Raw genomic sequence first — 16,406 nt, 5'->3', positions numbered from 1 at the left:
TTGACCGCCTGCCTCACCTACATAAGTAGCCAACGGGCCGGTTTCCACGCCCATGGGTTCGAGAGGATAGTATGAATTCGCCGATTTTGCAGCTTCTGGTACTGGCTGGCATCGCAATCTTCCTGATTTTGCGGTTGAAAAACGTGTTGGGCACCCGCGAGGGTTTTGAAAAGCCCCCGGTTCAGAAAGTGCCGGAAAAATCCGCCCCGCGCCGTGATTTCGAAGTGATCGAAGGCGGTCCCGACCGCGACATCACCGATCACGCCACCGAAGGCAGCGCCGCGGCGGATGCATTGGCGCAGATGAAGCGCGTGGAACCCAGCTTCAACGTGTCGGAATTCCTGGGCGGCGCGCGCGGTGCCTATGAAATGATCCTGATGGGGTTCGAACGCGGCGACATGGCCGATATCAAGCCGTTCCTCAGCGATGACGTCTATGCCAGCTTCGCCGAAGTAGTCGAAGCGCGCGAAGCGCAGGGCCTGAAGATCGAGGCCGATTTCATCGGTATTCGCGAAATGGCGCTGGTCGACGCGGAATTCGAAAACAACGTCGCCGAGATTTCGGTGAAATTCGTTGGCGAATTGACCTCGGTCGTGCGCGACAGTTCCGGCGAAATCGTCGAAGGCAAGCTGAACGAGATCAAGCGTCAGAAGGACGTCTGGACCTTTGCCCGCAAGATGGGAACCGACGATCCGAACTGGCAACTGGTCGCAACGGGCGAATGATCCGGCGGCTGCCAGCCGCCGTTCTGGCAGGGGCGCTGATGACAGGTGCGGCGCAATCCGCCGACCTGTCCTATCAGGTGCATGATTTCGCCGATCTGGATGGCTGGGACCGCGACGATCACGCCGCCGCGCTGAACGTGTTCCTGGCCACCTGCCCCGATATCGATGCGCCCGACTGGCAATCGCTGTGCGCCGTGGCGCAGACGATCGAGAATCCCAAGGCGTTCTTTGAGCTTTTCTTCCGTCCGGTGCTGATCGAGAACGGGCAAAAGCCGTTGTTCACCGGCTATTACGAACCCGAACTGGACGGATCGCTGGTGCGGACCGACCGGTTCCGTTTCCCGGTCTACGGCCAGCCGCGCGAAGCGCGCGGCGCCGGGCAATGGTTGTCGCGGGGCGAGATCGAAACCAGCGGCGTGATGGAAGGCCGCGGGCTTGAAATCGCCTGGGTCGACGATCCGGTGGAACTGTTTTTCCTGCAAATCCAAGGGTCTGGTCGCATCCGGCTGCCCGACGGGCATCATCTCCGGGTCGGTTATGGCGGGTCGAACGGACACGAATACCGGTCCATCGGGGTCGAACTGATCCGGCGCGGGATTTATCGGAAACACCAGGTGTCGGCGCAGGTGATCAAATCCTGGGTCCGGCGCAACCCGGTCGAGGGGCTGGAATTGCTGCGCCACAACCCGTCCTATGTGTTTTTCCGCAAGATCGACAAGGTGTCGCCCGAAGACGGGCCGCTGGGCGCGATGAACCGCTCGGTCACTTCGGGGCGCAGCATAGCGGTCGATCCCGCCTTCACGCCGCTGGGCGCGCCGGTCTGGCTGGAAAAGCACGGCGAACAGCCGATCCGCCGGTTGATGGTGGCGCAGGATACCGGATCGGCGATCAAGGGGCCGCAGCGGGCCGATATCTTCTTCGGTACCGGCGATGCGGCGGGCCGCGCCGCTGGCAAGCTGCGCGATGCGGGGCGGATGATGGTGCTGCTGCCGATCCAGCGCGCCTTTGCCCTGCTGCCGGAGAGCGAGCAATGACGCGACGGCGGCTGAGCCCCGAGGAAGTGGAGCTGTGGAAGAAGGTGGCGGATACGGCCGAACGGCTGAACCCCGACCGGCCCCATTCCGAATTGCCCAAACCCAAGCCGAAACCGAAGAAAGCGCCGTCTTTCCGGCTGCCGGACTTCCAGGTCGGCACCAGGGCCGGTGCAACACCGCCCCGCGACGACCTGATGCCCAGCATTTCCGAACAGCTTGGCAACACTCCCGTGCGGATGGATCAGAAAACCTTCGGCAAGATGAGGCGCGGAAAACTGGTGCCCGAGGGCCGGATCGACCTGCACGGCATGACCCTGGACAAGGCGCATTCGGTGCTGAACGGGTTCATCATGCGGTCGCATGCGCAGGGCAAGCGGCTGGTGCTGGTGATCACCGGCAAGGGCAAGCATCGCGACGAAGGCGGGCCGATCCCGGTGCGCTTCGGGGTGCTGAAACACAACGTGCCGCAATGGTTGACCATGCCGCCCTTGTCGGCGGTCGTCTTGCAGGTGTCCGAGGCGCATCTCAGCCATGGCGGATCGGGCGCCTATTACGTTTACCTGCGGCGCAACCGTTAATTCAGCATCAACAGCGGCGACAGGATCAGCTGCGTCGCGTTCTGCGCGGTGATCACCGTGCCCGGCAACAGCCCCGACCGGCCCGCGCGGTCCTGACCGAAGGCTTCGTTCACCGCGGCGCTGTTGCTGAGAAGCGCGATCAAAAGCGGCGAGGTTCCCACCGTGAAATGCCGCGTGCCGGATTCCTGCGCGAATTCGGAAACGTCGATCAGGGTGACGGGATATTCGGCCAGCTCTTCGGGATCGGTCAGGTTGCCCAGCCGCCTGCGGCTGCCGTTCAGCCGCGCTGACAGCTGCAACGCGCGGTCGCGCGAGGACACGAAGATCGCAAAGGGCTGCGGCAGCCCGGCCAGGCGATCGGCCTGGGTCTTGAACAGGTCGATATCCAGATCGGGCGACACCAGGACAACGCCACCAAGTGCCCGCTTCGACCATCCCGGCGTGGCGATTTCCATCTGCCGCAGCGTTTCCATCACCAGCATCGTGCCCAGAGAATGCCCGACAAGGATGATCCGCCCCGGCTGCGCGGCGCGGACCTGCCGCAGCAGGGTTTCGAACCCGTCACGGGCGTAAAGAACGCTGTCGCGGTCATGGGTATAGGCCAGCGGGTTGGCGGCGCTTGGCCAGGAATAATGCACCACGATGCCGGGCAGGTCGAAATCGTGTTTCATCTGCACGGTCCGGAACACGCCGTCGCTGAAGCTGTTGTTGTAGCCATGCACGTAGATCAGAACGTCGCGGTCGCCCCGAGGCTGCTTGGCCAGTGCTGTTCGTATGGCCGACGTGAAGCCGCCAGCGCTGGTGAAATCCTGTTTTCCGGTGATGACGAAATGTCTTTCCGGATCGGTTTCGCCCATCCCGATCTTGATCTGCCCGACCTCGCGCTTCGGCGGAACTGATACGTCCACCGACAGGTAATCCAGCGCCCCTGCCCGGTCGTGCCCATACCAGCCCTGATCGTTCTGCCCGCGATTGGTGGCGACGAAGGCGGTATAGACCTGGCCGGTTTCCCGCGCCTCGGGCCTCATCACGATCATTTCCCGGTCGCTGCAGGCGGCCAGGAAGAACAGGCAGAATATCAGGGCGCTTCTGATCACGGGCGGCTCCGGCGCTTGTCACAGTGCCAGAGCTAGCGGTTTTCCAAAACCGATGCCAGTGCTGCGCGGCCTTGGCGTTACAGAACGTAGCGGCTCACATCGGCCGATTTGGTCAGCTCGCCCAGGTTCTTGTCGACGAAGGCGGCATCCACCGTCACCGACTGACCCGGCTGGTCCGGCGCGGTGAAGGACAGTTCCTCGAATACCCGCTCCATCACCGTGTAAAGCCGCCGCGCGCCGATGTTTTCCACCGACTGGTTCACGTCGGCCGCGATCTTGGCCAGTGCCGCGATGCCGTCGTCGGTGAAGCTCACCGTCACTTCCTCGGTCGCCATCAGGGCGGTGTATTGCCGGGTCAGCGCGTTGTCGGTTTCGGTCAGGATGCGGACGAAATCGTCCTCGGTCAGCGGCCTGAGCTCCACCCGGATCGGCAGACGCCCCTGCAATTCGGGCAGCAGGTCGGACGGTTTGGCGATATGGAAGGCTCCGCTGGCGATGAACAGGATATGATCGGTTTTCACCGGGCCGTGCTTTGTGGAAACGGTGGTACCCTCGATCAGCGGCAGCAGGTCGCGCTGCACCCCTTCGCGGGACACGTCGCCGCCGCGCGCGTCGGAGCGGGCGCAGACCTTGTCGATCTCATCGAGGAAGACGATGCCGTTTTCTTCCACCGATTCCAGCGCGGTCCTGGTCACGGTTTCGTCGTCCAGCAGCTTGTCGGCCTCTTCGCTGATCAGGGTTTCATAGCTTTCGGCCACCGTCATACGGCGGCGTACGGTACGGCCGCCGAAGGCCTTGCCGAAGATATCGCCCAGGTTCATCATGCCCATCTGGCTGCCCGGCTGGCCGGGGATGTCCATCATCGGCATCGGGTTCGAGGTGTCGGCCACGTCCAGTTCGATGACCGTATCGTCCAGCTCGCCCGACTTCAGCTTCTTGCGGAACATGTCGCGGGTCGCTTCGCGCGCATCCGTGCCGGCGATGGCTTCGATCACCCGGTCCTCGGCGGCCTGATGCGCCTTGGCCTTGACCTCTTCGCGCATGTATTCGCGGGTCTGGGAAATCGCCGCATCGACCAGATCGCGGACGATCTGTTCCACGTCGCGGCCGACATACCCGACCTCGGTGAACTTGGTCGCCTCGACCTTGATGAAGGGCGCCTTGGCGAGCTTCGCCAAGCGGCGGCTGATTTCGGTCTTGCCGACGCCGGTGGGCCCGATCATCAGGATGTTTTTCGGATAAACCTCGTCGCGCAGGTCGTCGGACAGTTGCTTGCGCCGCCAGCGGTTGCGCAGGGCGACGGCGACGGCGCGCTTGGCGTCGTTCTGGCCGATGATGAAGCGGTCGAGTTCGGAAACGATTTCGCGGGGGGTAAGATTGGTCATGACAATCCCTTATCAGTGAGAGGGCGGCAGCCGATGCAGCGGCAGCAGCCCGGACAGGGGTGAAAGAAGCGTGGCGCGAATCCGGGCCCAGAATGCACCGAGGATCACCAGGAAAAGCCCCAGGATCAGAATGGTCATCGCCGCGCCCCCGCCGTCGAAAACGGTGCCGGCCAGGGTGACGATATAGCCGATCGCGGCAATCAGGAAGGACCGGCGGTCGATCACGATGGCGACGGCGGCGAAAAGAACCAGAACGGCCAGCAGGATCAGGTAGGCGCCCGACGTGCCCTTTTCCAGCAGGCTGAGCGCGATGGTGTTGACCAAAGCGGGCGCTGCGACCACGTGCAGCCAGAACCCCTGCGCCGACCGGCGGGTGACGCGGTGCGGGTCGCTCATGTCGAAAAACATCGCCACGGCAAAAACGGCCAGCCCGACCAGCAACGTGATCCAGGCGAATGGCCCGCTGGCCGACAGCAGGAAGAAATCGGTGAGTTCCGCGGGCCGTCCCCCGGCCTGGTTGGCCCCGATCAGCAACGCCAGCGCGAAGATGCCAAGCGCAATCAGCGCCATGGCGAAGGGCACCCGGAACCGGACCCAGAACAGCGCGGTCGCCGCGGTGGTCAGGGCCAGAGGAAACGGCAGGCTGGTCAGGTCGTTCTGCGCCACCATGAAGGGCTGCGAAAACCACGCGGTCAGCCCGGTCGCTGCGTTCAGCGCGAACAGCACCGACAGGGCGATGGCCGGCGCCACCATGCGGCGGCGGCGGATGAAGTATTCCGACAGGGCCCAGATGGCACCGGCGGCAATGGCGGCGGCGGTCGCCACCTCGGTCTGCACGTTGACGATCTGTCCGGTCAGCGCCACGCCGGTCACCCCGGCCCAGCCCCCGGCCAGGATCAGCAGCCCGACAACGATGAAAATCTCGTTGAACCCTTTGAACAGCTCGAAAGGTTCATCCCCCGGTGACAGATTTTCGCGCGCCCCGCGGCGGCTGTCGGCCAGCGCCGCCAGCGATGCCGCCTGCGCCTCGGACAACAGGCCCGATCCGACGGCAGCGCGAAGATCGTCGTCGGAGATCATTTGCGGATCGTCTCCACCGTCAAATTGCCGTTGGTGTAGACGCAGATATCGGCGGCGATCGCCATCGCCTTGCGGGCGATGTCTTCGGCGCTCATGTCGCTGTCCATCATGCCGCGTGCGGCGGCTAGGGCGTAATTGCCGCCCGACCCGATGGCGGTGACGTCATGTTCGGGTTCCAGCACGTCGCCCGCGCCGGTGATCACGAACATTTCCGCGCCGTCGGTGACGATCAGCATCGCTTCGAGCTTTTGCAGGTATTTGTCGGTGCGCCAATCCTTGGCCAGTTCCACGCTGGCGCGGGCCAGCTGACCGGGGGTCGCTTCCAGTTTCGCCTCAAGCCGTTCCAGCAGGGTGAAGGCATCGGCGGTCGATCCGGCAAAGCCCGCCACCACGTCATAGCCGCCGGGGGACAGCCTGCGCACCTTGCGCGCGGTGCCCTTGATCACGGTCTGACCCAGTGAAACCTGCCCGTCGCCCGCGATCACCACTTCGCCGCCCTTCTTGACGCCGATGATGGTGGTGCCGTGCCATCCGGGGAATTTATCCTCAGCCATGCGATGCCTCCTGTCGTTGCCGCCTATATGGAAGCTGGCGCGCGGCGGCACAAGGGTAGCGCTTGCCCGCCCCGGTTGCGCCCGGTAGCTTTCCATCCATGAGCAGTCCTACACACCTCGATTTCTATCTTGAACCCGAGCTTTTAAAAAGCGCCCGGGAAGGCAAGCATAATTTCATCGCCAAGATCGTTGAGGTTGTCGAAGAGGCCGGGTTCAGCGTCGGTTTCAACGGCAATTCCCTGCGCGAACGCGCCGACAGCGTGAACCGGCCCGGATACCGTCTGTTCCACATGGACGAACCGGAGGGGGAACGCGCGCTAACCTTCCGCCGGGTCTATCACTATCCGTTCTGGCAGATCGAACCGACGACGAAACGCTGGGATTGGCGGGTGGCGAACACCCGGTTCGACCCGGACAGGATCGACGACACCGAAGCGCAGCGGTTCTATGGGTTCTGGCGCAAGCGGCTGTTCGGCGACGCGGCGGAACAGGTAACCCGCGACGGCATCATCTATGCCCCGTTGCAGGGGCGGCTGACCGAACGGCGGTCGTTCCAGACCTGTTCACCGCTTGAAATGCTGGTGTCCACCCTGCAGCACGATCCGTCGCGCCGGGTAATCGCGACGCTGCACCCGAAGGAACATTATACGGCCTCGGAAATTTCCAAGCTGGATGCGCTGGCGGCCCGCTTCCCGCGCCTGACGGTGCAGGAGGTGGATATGGTCGAGATGCTGCAACGCTGCGATTACGTGGTGACGCAGAATTCCAGCGCCGCCTTCAACGGCTATTTCTTCGGCAAGCCCTGCGTGTTGTTCGCGCGGGTGGATTTCCACCATGTCGCGGCGGATGTGTACCGGCAGGGGCTGGATCGGGCGTTTGAAACCGTGCTGGCTGAAACACCCGATTACGCGCGCTATATCTGGTGGTTCTGGCAGAAGATGTCGATCAATGCCGGTACGCCCAAGGCCAAGAACAAGATCCGCCAGGCGCTGCGGCGGGGCGGATGGCCGGTTTAGCGTTCACGGCCTCGCAAAGAAAAACCCCGGCGCAAGCACCGGGGTTTTCGTCAATTCGGTATCGGCAACCGATCAGATCGAGGATTCGATCCAGCTTTGCAGCGCGGCCTTGGGTGCTGCGCCGGCGCGGTTCGACACGACCTGGCCGTCCTTGAAGATGAACAGCGCCGGGATGCCGCGGATGCCCATGGCGGCGGCGGAGCTCGGGTTGCTGTCCACGTCGACCTTGGCGATCTTCACCTTGCCTTCCAGTTCGGCGGCCAGTTCTTCCAGGGCCGGGCCGATCTGCTTGCAGGGGCCGCACCATTCAGCCCAGAAATCCACCACGACGGGGATGTCGGAATTCTTCACTTCGGCGTCGAAGGTTGCGTCGGTAACGGCTACGGTGCCCATTTGGTTTCTCCTGAAAATTGGGTTGCTGCAAAACTAGGTTTGGAACCCGAAATCGTCAAGTCGGACAGATCGTTTCGAGCGAATGTGTCAGCAGCGTCCCGGGCAGCGGCATCAGCCGCGCCGTGCGGGTCCACAGCAGCGCGGTCTGCACGTCCTTATTGGGATAAATCCTTGTCAAAGCATCGGCATAGGCCGCCATCTGCCGGATCAGGCCAAGCGGGCAATCTTCGGGGTTTTCCGGCGTCACAGCGTTGGTTTTGAAATCCACCGCCATCACGGTTTTTTCACCGACGATCAACCGGTCGATGGTGCCGTGGATGCGCTGCCCGCCCAAGGCGTCGAGCGTAGCCGTGACCGGCACCTCGGCCAGCGCGGTATCGGTGAAGAGCGGTCGCAGATCGGGATTGGTCAGCACCCGGGTCGCTTCTTCCAGTAGCGCGGGAAGCTCATCCTCCCCCGCCGCGTCGGCCCCGCGCGACAGCAGCTTCGCGGCCAGGTCGGGCCAATCCGCTTGATCTGCCTCGGGCAGGTGTTCCAGCAGCAGGTGAATCTGCCGCCCGCGTTTCTTGGCTGCTTCTTCGTCCAGGTTATCCTCGCCTGGCAGGGCCTTGGCGCCGCCAAGGTCGGTCGAGGGGCTGAGCGTCTTGGCAATCGGTTCCGGCGTTGCGGCGGTGCTGCGGGCCCAATCGGGCAGAACGACATCCTCCACCTCGGCCCGTTTCGGCGCGGCGACAATGTCGCCGCCCCAATCGCCGTGGCTCAGTCGCAGACCGGGACCGAAGGGGAAGTCCTGCGCTTCTGCCGCCATCCGTTCCATCGCCTTGCCGATCTTGCTGTACCAGCTTGCCCCGTCTGTCCCCAGATCGCCCGCCGCCGCCACGATCAGCCATTTTTCCGCCCGCGTCATCGCGACGTACAAAAGCCGGTCGCGCTCGGCCTCCTCGGCGGCGATGCGTTTGTCGCGCGCCGCCTGCATCCGGTCCGGCATCTGGCCGCTGCCGGTGCGCCACATCACCTGACCCTCGTCGGCCAGAACTTCGTCGCGCAGCTGCACGTTGCGTTTTCCGGTGTCGGGCAGGATCACGATCGGCGCTTCCAGCCCCTTGGCGCCATGCACCGTCATCACCCGGATACGGTCGCCCGCGCTGTCCATCTGCCGCTTGATTTCCAGTTCGTCGGTTTCCATCCATTGCAGGAACCCGATCAGGCTGGGAATCGCGCTGCGTTCATAGGCCAAGGCCTGGGAGAGGAAGGCGTTGATGCCATCTTCGGCCTCGGCCCCCAGCCGCGCCAGCAATTTGCGCCGCCCGTCATGGCGGGTCAGGATGCGTTCGATCAAGTCATAGGGGCGCAGGTAATCGGCCTTGCCGCGCAGGTCGTTCAGCACCTCCATCACCTCGGGGATATCCTCCTGCCGGTGGCGGAAGGTTTCCCACAGGTGTTTTTCGGTGCGGCGATGGGCGAAGTCGAACAGTTTCTGTTCGTCCCAGCCGAACAGCGGCGATTTCAAAGCGACGGCCAAGTAATAGCTGTCCTCGGGGGTGGCAAGGAAGCTCATTAGCGCGGCCAGATCGCGCACCGCCAGTTCCGCGCCGACCTTCAGCCGGTCGGCCCCGGCGATGGCCAGCCCCTGTTCCTTGCAGGCGCGGATGATTTCCGCGAACAGGTCCGACCGGCGCTGCACCAGGATCAGGAAATCGCCTTCGCTGACCGGGCGCATGTTGTATTCGCCGGAATGGCCGATTTCCGCCGGAATAGTCTCTTTCTGGTCGATCATCGCGCGGATCTGCCGGGCGATCCGTTCGGCCAGCAAAACGGTGTGATGCTTGACGCCCAGCCGGTCCACCGGCGCGGCCCAATCGTCGTCTTCTTCCTCGCCGGTCTTGTCCACCACCGGCCACAGATCGACCCGCCCCGACATCTTGTCCTTGAACGCCCGGTGTTCCGACCCGGTATGGAACCCGGATGCTTCGCGGCCTTTGAACACCTCGTCCACCAGCGACAGGATCGCGTGGGACGACCGGAAGCTGAATTGCAGCTCCATCTCGTTCAGCGGCCGTTCGGTGGTGGCCAGACGCGCGGCGAATTCCGCCTGCATCCGGTCGAATTCGCCCGGATCGGCGCCCTGGAAGGAATAGATCGATTGTTTCTTGTCGCCGACCACGAAAATCGTGCGTTCCACCTGCGACCGTGCCCCGGACCCGGAGGTGAATTCCTGCGCCAGCAGTTCGATCACCTTCCATTGGGCAGGGCTGGTATCCTGCGCCTCGTCCACCAGGATGTGGTCGATACCGCCGTCGAGGCGATAGAGAACCCAGGCCGCCACCGCCGGATCGGTCAGCAGGTCGCGCGCCTTCAGGATCAGGTCGTCGAAGTCGAGCCACCCCATCTGCTGCTTGCGCGCCTCATAGGCGGGCAGGAAGATGCGGGCGAAATCCTGCAACGCATGGGTCTTGCGCGCCGCCGACAGCGACAGCCGCCGGTTTCGCGCGTCTTCGACCCGGCGCATCAGGTTTTCCAGCCGGGGCAGCAGCGCGCCCATGGATTCGCGCAGATCCTTGGTCGGGAAAGACCCTATCTTGGCCCCAAACGGCGATTTTGCGCTTGCCCCGAACAGGAACACGTCTTCCAGCATGGGTAGGGCGGATAGGTCCAGCCGCCCGATCAGCCGCAACTTGGCGGCGGCCTTGGCATCGCTCGACTTGCCGGTTTCCAGCGCCGCGATCACGTCGCGCAGCAAATCCTCCTCATCGCCGAGGAAGACCAGCGATTGCAGCGCCTCTTCGTCGAAACCGGGGTCCAGATCGAACAGTTGCAGGCAATCGTCCGGCCCCAGCGGGGTTTGCAGCGACGCGCGCTGATGCACGATCGAGGCGGTGAGGCTTTCGAAATCCTCGCCGGTGAAATGATGCGCGACGCGGCGGATTACCGGGGCGTCACGCCCGTCGGCCAGGTCCTGCACGATCTCGGCGCGCAATAGCGCCGCCGCGCGATCCTCCATTTCCGCGAATTGCGGGCTGACGCGGGCTTCCAGCGGGAAACGGCGCAGCAGCGAGGAACAGAACGAGTGGATCGTCTGGATCTTCAACCCGCCCGGCGTTTCGATGGCGCGGGCGAACAGGGTGCGGGCGTTGCGCAGGTCTTCGTCACTGATGCTGCCCGGAACGCCCAGATCCAGCAATTGCAGCCGCAGCTTGTCATCGGCCAGCATCGCCCATTCGCCCAGGCGCTTGAACAGCCGGTTCTGCATCTCGCTCGCCGCGGCCTTGGTATAGGTCAGGCACAGGATATGCTGCGGCTGCACCTTTTCCAGCAGCAGCCGCGCCACCCGGTCGGTCAGAACCCGGGTCTTGCCCGACCCGGCATTGGCGGCCAGCCATGTGGAATGTTTCGGGCGCGCCGCCTGAACCTGCTTTTCGGTGGCCTCGTTGCGGGGGGTCATGACAGGTCCTCCGGTTCGGGCTCTGAGGTGACATCCCATTCGCCGAAGCGCGACAGCTGGTCGTAATCGGAAATGTCGCTGTCCTTGAACAGGGCGCGCCGCGCCGTGTAGCCCTGTTCGGGCTGGAAATAGCTTTGGATCAGGGTTTCGAACTTGTCCCAGACCTGTTCGACCGGTTCGTCCTCAAGCGGCGCGGCAACTTCCGCCGGTTTCGATCCCAGCCCGATGAATGTCGCCTCGGCCACATCGGCCAGTCCGATATCGGGGAAACCGCCGCGCGAAATCATCGCCGCTTCCAGCAGAAGCTGCTTGTCGAAAATCCGCTGCTGCTTGGCGCTGGGCGGCGCGCCGGTCTTGTAGTCATAGATATGGGCGCGGCCCATATCATCCATGTCGATACGGTCGGCCTTGCCCACCAGGGTGAAATCGATGCCGTCGATACCGACCTCGCCCTTTTCTTCGAAATAGGTCGGCACTGCGCGGGCCTGACGTTCCTTTTCCGAGGCGACGAACCAGTCCGCGATGCGCCCGATCCGCGCCGCCCAAAGCGCGCGGATATCGGGCCAGGGCACGTTTTGGGCCAGAACAGTGTCTGCAATCTCATTGAGCCGCTGCGCGGTCAGCGCTGCCGGATCGGCGCGGCATTCGTGGATGAACCGTTCCAGCACCGAATGGGTGACGATCCCGCGCAGCAAGGCGTCGGGCGCGCGCATCAGCGGGTCCAGCGGTCGCAGCCGCAGCACGTGACGAGCATAGATGGCGTAAGGATCGCGGATCAGACGTTTGATTTCGGTGACCGACAGCCGGTTGGGCCGGGACGCAACCGGCGGGCGCGGCGAGGGTCGCGGTGCGGCGGGGGTCGTTCCCGGTTCTTCCAGCTTGCGCGCCAGCGCCAGCCATTCATCGCCGCGCGCGCGGGCACCGGCCAGCGCCACATCGCCGCCCTGCCCCGGCAAGCCGTTCAGCAGGTTGGTCATCCGGTTCAGCCAGCGCGACGGCACGGTTTCGGCGTCATCGGACCGGACCGATCGTGTCATCCAGACTTGCGGCGCGCCCGCCGCCTGTTGGAAATCATGCGCCGACAGACCGATGCGGCGTTCGGGCAGCAACAGACCCGCGTCATGCCGCATCCGGCGGTTCAGCCACGGGTCGGGGTTGGGCATTTCAGGCCAGCTGCCTTCGTTCAGACCGCCGAGGATCACCAGGTCGGCGCCCTGCACCCGGGCCTCCAACGTGCCCCAGATCAGGATCTTGGGATGCGGTTCATCGGGGTTGCGGACCTCGCCCTGCGACAGGATCGCACCGAACATGTCGGCGTAATCCGATGCCGACAGGATGCCGCCATGTTCCGCCTCGCCGCTCAGCGTCGCCACCACGCCCTGCGCCGCCAGCCCGGAATCGCCGGACCAAAGCGCGCTGTCGCCCGACGGTGCGCTGCCATTGGCGATGGCTTCGGCCAGGATCATGTGACGTTCGACATGATCGGTCAGGGCGATTTCGCCGCCCGTATCCTTGTCAATGAAATTCTCGATCAGCCATTCCATCCACGCCACGGCCATCGGCCTGTCGATCACGGCGGCCCAGGCGCGCATCTGGACGGGGTCGGGAAACGGCATTCCGGTGCGGCGGATATGCAGCTCCAGTTCACGGGTCAGCAGCAGGTGCGGGCCACGTTCGCCGCCCGAATGGGTCAGCGGGTGCATCAGCAGCGTCAGCAGCGATTCAGAGGTCAGCTTGCGGTGAAACAGCGCCGAAACATGTCGCAGGAAGCGCCCCGGCGGCGACAGTTGCAACGGCGTGCCGGCGGAATCGTCGGGCACGATGCCCCAGCGGTCCAGCGCCGAGGTCACCTGCCGGGTCAGCATCCGGTCGGGGGTGATCAGCGCGGCGGTGATGCCCTCATCGGCGGCGCGGCGCAGGCGCAGGGCGATGGCCAGCGCTTCGTCGCGTTGCGATTGCGCCTCGATCACGGTCAGGTCGGCGCAGGCCTGGTCGAGGTCCTGCAACTGCGGGCCTTCTTCCAGCCAGCGGTCGGTCACCGGGGCCGGGCGCAGCGCCAGCGACAGCAGACGGTTGCGCGGCGGGCAGGGTGCGGGGGTATCCGTCCAGGGCTGCACGTCCTGCGGGCCGATGCCCAGCTCGTTCATCAGCTTGCGGAACCGGTATTGCGGGTGATCTTCGGCCGCCAAAGCATCATCCAGATCGTCCCAGCCGGAAAGCGGCATGTCGAAATCGAAGCCGGGCAGCACGATCGCGCCCTGCGGCAGCTTCGCCACCGCCTTCATCAGCAGCATCGTGGTGCCGCGCGATCCGGTGGACCCGGCGACGATCAGCGGGGTTTGCGGCGGGTTTGCGGCCCAGTCCCCGGTCAGCGCGGTGACGATCATCCGGGCGCGGGTTTCGCTGTCGGGGGCATCAATGCTGTCTTCGAAATAGTGCTGCACGATGTCGAGGAAGTTGAGCGCGCGTTTCCAGTGGCCGGATTCATCGCTGACATCGAGGTTGCGCAGAACGTCCGGGGCCACCCCTTCGCCCTGCATTTCGTCCATCAGGGCGGCAAGGCTGTCGGAGAGGTCATAAAGCGAGGCGCGCGGCGCCAGATCGGGCTGGCTGTCGAGCAGGCGCGACACCAGCTGCGCCACTTCCAGCCGGCGGCGCAGCGGCGATACGGCATCGGGAATGTCGGGCAGGACACGGCCCATCGCCGGATCGGTGACCAGCCCGATGCGCGGCAGCAGCAGCGCCGGGCCGGCATCGAACAGGTCGCGGATGCGCCGCGCCATCCGCCGCGTGTTCACCATCAGCGTGGCGCGCGCCAGGTCCTCAGGCGGGGCATCGCCGTGGCGTTGCATCAACCCCTCGACCAGGACTTTCGGGAAATCCGACCCCGACGGGATGCCGAAGATGCGCGGCTTGGATGGGTCAAACATCGCTGAACCCCACCATGCGTTCGGCCAGTTCGATCCCTTCGGGGCGGCCCACGTCGCACCATTGGCCCGGGTAGGTCAGACCGAACAGACGGTTTTCATCCAGCATCCTGTTCCACAGCAGGTTAAGCGAAAACGCCTCGTCCTCGATATCGCTCAGCCCCTCGGTCTTCACGATCTGCACGCCGCCATAGATCGCGCCGGGGCCACGGGTCAGGCGGCCCTGATCGTCGGCGATGAAATCGCCCTGCCCGGCATGGCCGACGGCCTGCGCGCGCGGGATGCAGATCAGCAGCGCATCCATCCGGTCGGGGTCCCAGGCTTCGGCCAGCAGGCTCAGTGGGTTCGGCCCGTTCCATACCGCGTCGGTATTCATCGTCATCACCGGCCCCTGCCCCAACATCGGCAGCGCGGCGCGTAGCCCGCCGCCGGTTTCCAGGATATCGGGCTGTTCCTCGGAAAACCCGATGGCGCGCCCGGCCAGGTGGGCGCGCAGCATGTCGGATTTGTAATGCAGGTTGGCCACCACCGTTTCGGCGCCGAAAGCGTCGACGAAATCCAGCGCGTGATCGATCAGCGGACGGCCCGCGACCTCGATCAGGGGTTTGGGTCTTTCCGCCGTCAGCGCCCCCATCCGGGTGCCAAAGCCAGCGGCGAACAGCATCACGGCTTGCGGGCGCATTTCAGTCTCAATTCCTGCAGGATTTCGGGTGTCGGTTCGGGCAGCGCGTCCAGCACCAGCGGTCTGACCGGGGCCAGCGCCGGGTGATCCAGATCGCGTTTCATCAGGTCCCAGACCCGGGGGATCAGGTCGACATAGTGTGCCTTTCCGTCGCGGATGCACAGCCGCGCGAAAACGCCGACGATGCGCAGGTTGCGCTGGGCGCCCAGCACCGCATAGGCGGTTTTGAACATGTCGGGGTCGATGCCGTTGTGATCGACATAGCGGTCGATCATCGCCGCCTCGATCGCGGGCGGCACGTCGCGCCGCGCATCCTGCAGCAGCGACACCAGGTCATAGGCGCGGTGGCCGGTCATCGCGTCCTGGAAATCCAGCAGCCCGACCCGCGCCTCGCCCACACGATCCGGCAACCACAGCAGGTTTTCGGCGTGGTAATCGCGCTGGATCAGAACCGATTGGTCGCTTGCATGGGTTTCGAGGATCGGCCCGAAGGCATCGCGGAACGCCCGTTCCGACGCCTCATCGCTGCCGATGCTGCCCGCCCGGTACCATTGCCAGGCCAGCGCGGCCATGTCGGTCATCACCTGCGGGGAATAGGGATCGAGGTCGGGCGGATCGGCCCGGTGCAGCAGGGTCAGGACATCGGTCGCGGCTTCGTAAAGCGGGGTTTCCAGATCGGGATCGCGCGGAATGACGCGGGCGAACAGGTCGTCGCCGAGGTCTTCGAGGATCAGGAAGCCGTGTTCAGCATCCTCTGCGATAATGCGCGGCGCGCTCAGCCCCAGCCCGGTGAGGAACCGGGCGATCCGGGTGAAGGGGCGGATGTCCTCACCCTTTTCCGGCGGCGCATCCATCAGGACGGCCGTTTCGCCGTCCCGGTGCAGCCGTTCGTAACGCCGGTTCGACGCATCGCCCGCCAGCGGGCGTCGGTATGCCCCGGCCCAATCGGTACCCGCGATGAAAGCGTCGATCAAATCCGCCCTGCCCGTCATGGCGCCACCCCGTCCAGTTTTTCGTTCCATTTCGCGTCGCTCCAGCGGCAGGTCACCCGGCGTGTTTCGTCCCCGGTGACCTCGAAGGACAGGGTCAGGGCGTCGGCGGGCGCCAGATCGGCCAGCCGGTCGGGCCATTCGACCAGGCAGATCGCGGTTTCGAACGCGTCTTCCAGCCCCAGTTCGACCGCTTCGTCGGGGCTGCCCAGACGGTACAGATCGCTGTGCCAGATTTCCGCGTCGGCCCCGTCATAGACCTGCACCAGGGTGAAGGTGGGCGACGGCACGTCTTCGGGCTCAACCAGCAGCGATTGGATCAGGGCGCGGGCGAAATGGGTCTTGCCGGCGCCGATGCCGCCTTCCATCAGGATCACGTCGCCCGGGCGCAACCGCGCCCCGATCGCACGGGCCAGGGTTGCGGTGTCGTCGGGCGTTTTCAGGTCGATGATCAAGGGGCAGCTGGCCATGTCCGGAGATTACCCGGAAGCGCGCAGGCTGCAA

General features: G+C 64.7%; 14 protein-coding genes. 4 read left to right on the top strand and 10 right to left on the bottom strand.

The features are described 5' to 3' along the window. Window positions 1-71: 71 nt before the first annotated feature. Genes GR167_RS08545 through GR167_RS08535 form a run of 3 tightly spaced genes read left to right on the top strand, consistent with a single transcriptional unit; the run spans window position 72 to window position 2,337 of the window. Window positions 72-725: a Tim44/TimA family putative adaptor protein gene (locus GR167_RS08545; RefSeq protein WP_160973047.1), complete on the top strand. Its 654-nt coding sequence runs from the start codon at window positions 72-74 to the stop codon at window positions 723-725. Then, the gene (mltA, locus tag GR167_RS08540) at window positions 722-1,759 is read left to right on the top strand and encodes a murein transglycosylase A (protein WP_160973046.1); all 1,038 of its coding nucleotides are present in this window, start codon (window positions 722-724) and stop codon (window positions 1,757-1,759) included. Before GR167_RS08545 ends, mltA begins: the two co-directional genes overlap by 4 nt. Next, complete coding sequence (locus GR167_RS08535; RefSeq protein WP_160973045.1) at window positions 1,756-2,337, top strand: Smr/MutS family protein; 582 nt, start codon at window positions 1,756-1,758, stop codon at window positions 2,335-2,337. The genes mltA and GR167_RS08535 overlap by 4 nt, the downstream gene beginning before the upstream one ends. On the opposite strand, the gene GR167_RS08530 is transcribed toward GR167_RS08535, so the two are convergent. From GR167_RS08530 to hslV, 4 genes are all read right to left on the bottom strand, one after another. Next, on the bottom strand, window positions 2,334-3,434 hold the full coding sequence (locus tag GR167_RS08530) for an alpha/beta hydrolase (protein ID WP_160973044.1): 1,101 nt from the start codon (window positions 3,432-3,434) through the stop codon (window positions 2,334-2,336). The two genes, GR167_RS08535 and GR167_RS08530, sit on opposite strands and share 4 nt — an antisense overlap. Before the next feature lie 77 nt (window positions 3,435-3,511). Next, window positions 3,512-4,819 carry an ATP-dependent protease ATPase subunit HslU gene (gene hslU / locus GR167_RS08525; protein ID WP_160973043.1) on the bottom strand — a complete coding sequence of 436 codons (1,308 nt, stop codon included), beginning with the start codon at window positions 4,817-4,819 and terminating at the stop codon, window positions 3,512-3,514. Between the two features lie 12 nt (window positions 4,820-4,831). Then, window positions 4,832-5,899 carry a hypothetical protein gene (locus GR167_RS08520; RefSeq protein ID WP_160973042.1) on the bottom strand — a complete coding sequence of 356 codons (1,068 nt, stop codon included), beginning with the start codon at window positions 5,897-5,899 and terminating at the stop codon, window positions 4,832-4,834. Then, window positions 5,896-6,453 carry an ATP-dependent protease subunit HslV gene (gene hslV, locus GR167_RS08515; RefSeq protein WP_160973041.1) on the bottom strand — a complete coding sequence of 186 codons (558 nt, stop codon included), beginning with the start codon at window positions 6,451-6,453 and terminating at the stop codon, window positions 5,896-5,898. The genes GR167_RS08520 and hslV overlap by 4 nt, the downstream gene beginning before the upstream one ends. 98 nt (window positions 6,454-6,551) lie before the next feature. On the opposite strand from hslV, the gene GR167_RS08510 reads away from it, so the two are divergent. Continuing rightward, on the top strand, window positions 6,552-7,469 hold the full coding sequence (locus GR167_RS08510) for a hypothetical protein (protein WP_160973040.1): 918 nt from the start codon (window positions 6,552-6,554) through the stop codon (window positions 7,467-7,469). A gap of 72 nt (window positions 7,470-7,541) precedes the next feature. Here the strand turns inward: GR167_RS08510 and trxA are convergent, their stop codons facing one another. The 6 genes from trxA to tsaE are packed head-to-tail and all read right to left on the bottom strand — an operon-like array spanning window position 7,542 to window position 16,372. Further along, entirely contained in the window at window positions 7,542-7,862 is a 321-nt protein-coding gene (gene trxA, locus GR167_RS08505) for a thioredoxin (protein WP_160973039.1), read from the bottom strand. A 55-nt stretch (window positions 7,863-7,917) separates the two neighbouring features. Beyond that, on the bottom strand, window positions 7,918-11,304 hold the full coding sequence (gene addA / locus GR167_RS08500; protein ID WP_160973038.1) for a double-strand break repair helicase AddA: 3,387 nt from the start codon (window positions 11,302-11,304) through the stop codon (window positions 7,918-7,920). Continuing rightward, window positions 11,301-14,234 carry a double-strand break repair protein AddB gene (gene addB / locus GR167_RS08495; protein WP_160973037.1) on the bottom strand — a complete coding sequence of 978 codons (2,934 nt, stop codon included), beginning with the start codon at window positions 14,232-14,234 and terminating at the stop codon, window positions 11,301-11,303. The genes addA and addB overlap by 4 nt, the downstream gene beginning before the upstream one ends. Next, window positions 14,227-14,913 carry a nucleotidyltransferase family protein gene (locus GR167_RS08490; protein WP_160973036.1) on the bottom strand — a complete coding sequence of 229 codons (687 nt, stop codon included), beginning with the start codon at window positions 14,911-14,913 and terminating at the stop codon, window positions 14,227-14,229. Before GR167_RS08490 ends, addB begins: the two co-directional genes overlap by 8 nt. Continuing rightward, window positions 14,895-15,905: an aminoglycoside phosphotransferase family protein gene (locus GR167_RS08485; RefSeq protein WP_160973035.1), complete on the bottom strand. Its 1,011-nt coding sequence runs from the start codon at window positions 15,903-15,905 to the stop codon at window positions 14,895-14,897. The genes GR167_RS08490 and GR167_RS08485 overlap by 19 nt, the downstream gene beginning before the upstream one ends. Continuing rightward, window positions 15,902-16,372, bottom strand: coding sequence for a tRNA (adenosine(37)-N6)-threonylcarbamoyltransferase complex ATPase subunit type 1 TsaE (gene tsaE / locus GR167_RS08480; RefSeq protein ID WP_160973034.1), 471 nt, complete (start codon window positions 16,370-16,372; stop codon window positions 15,902-15,904). Before tsaE ends, GR167_RS08485 begins: the two co-directional genes overlap by 4 nt. Between the last annotated feature and the right edge of the window lie 34 nt (window positions 16,373-16,406).

Source organism: Thalassovita mangrovi, assembly GCF_009857745.1.
Classification (GTDB): Bacteria; Pseudomonadota; Alphaproteobacteria; order Rhodobacterales; family Rhodobacteraceae; genus Thalassobius; species Thalassobius mangrovi.
Note: the sequence above shows the minus strand (reverse complement) of the source record. Positions and strands in the feature narration are given on the sequence as shown.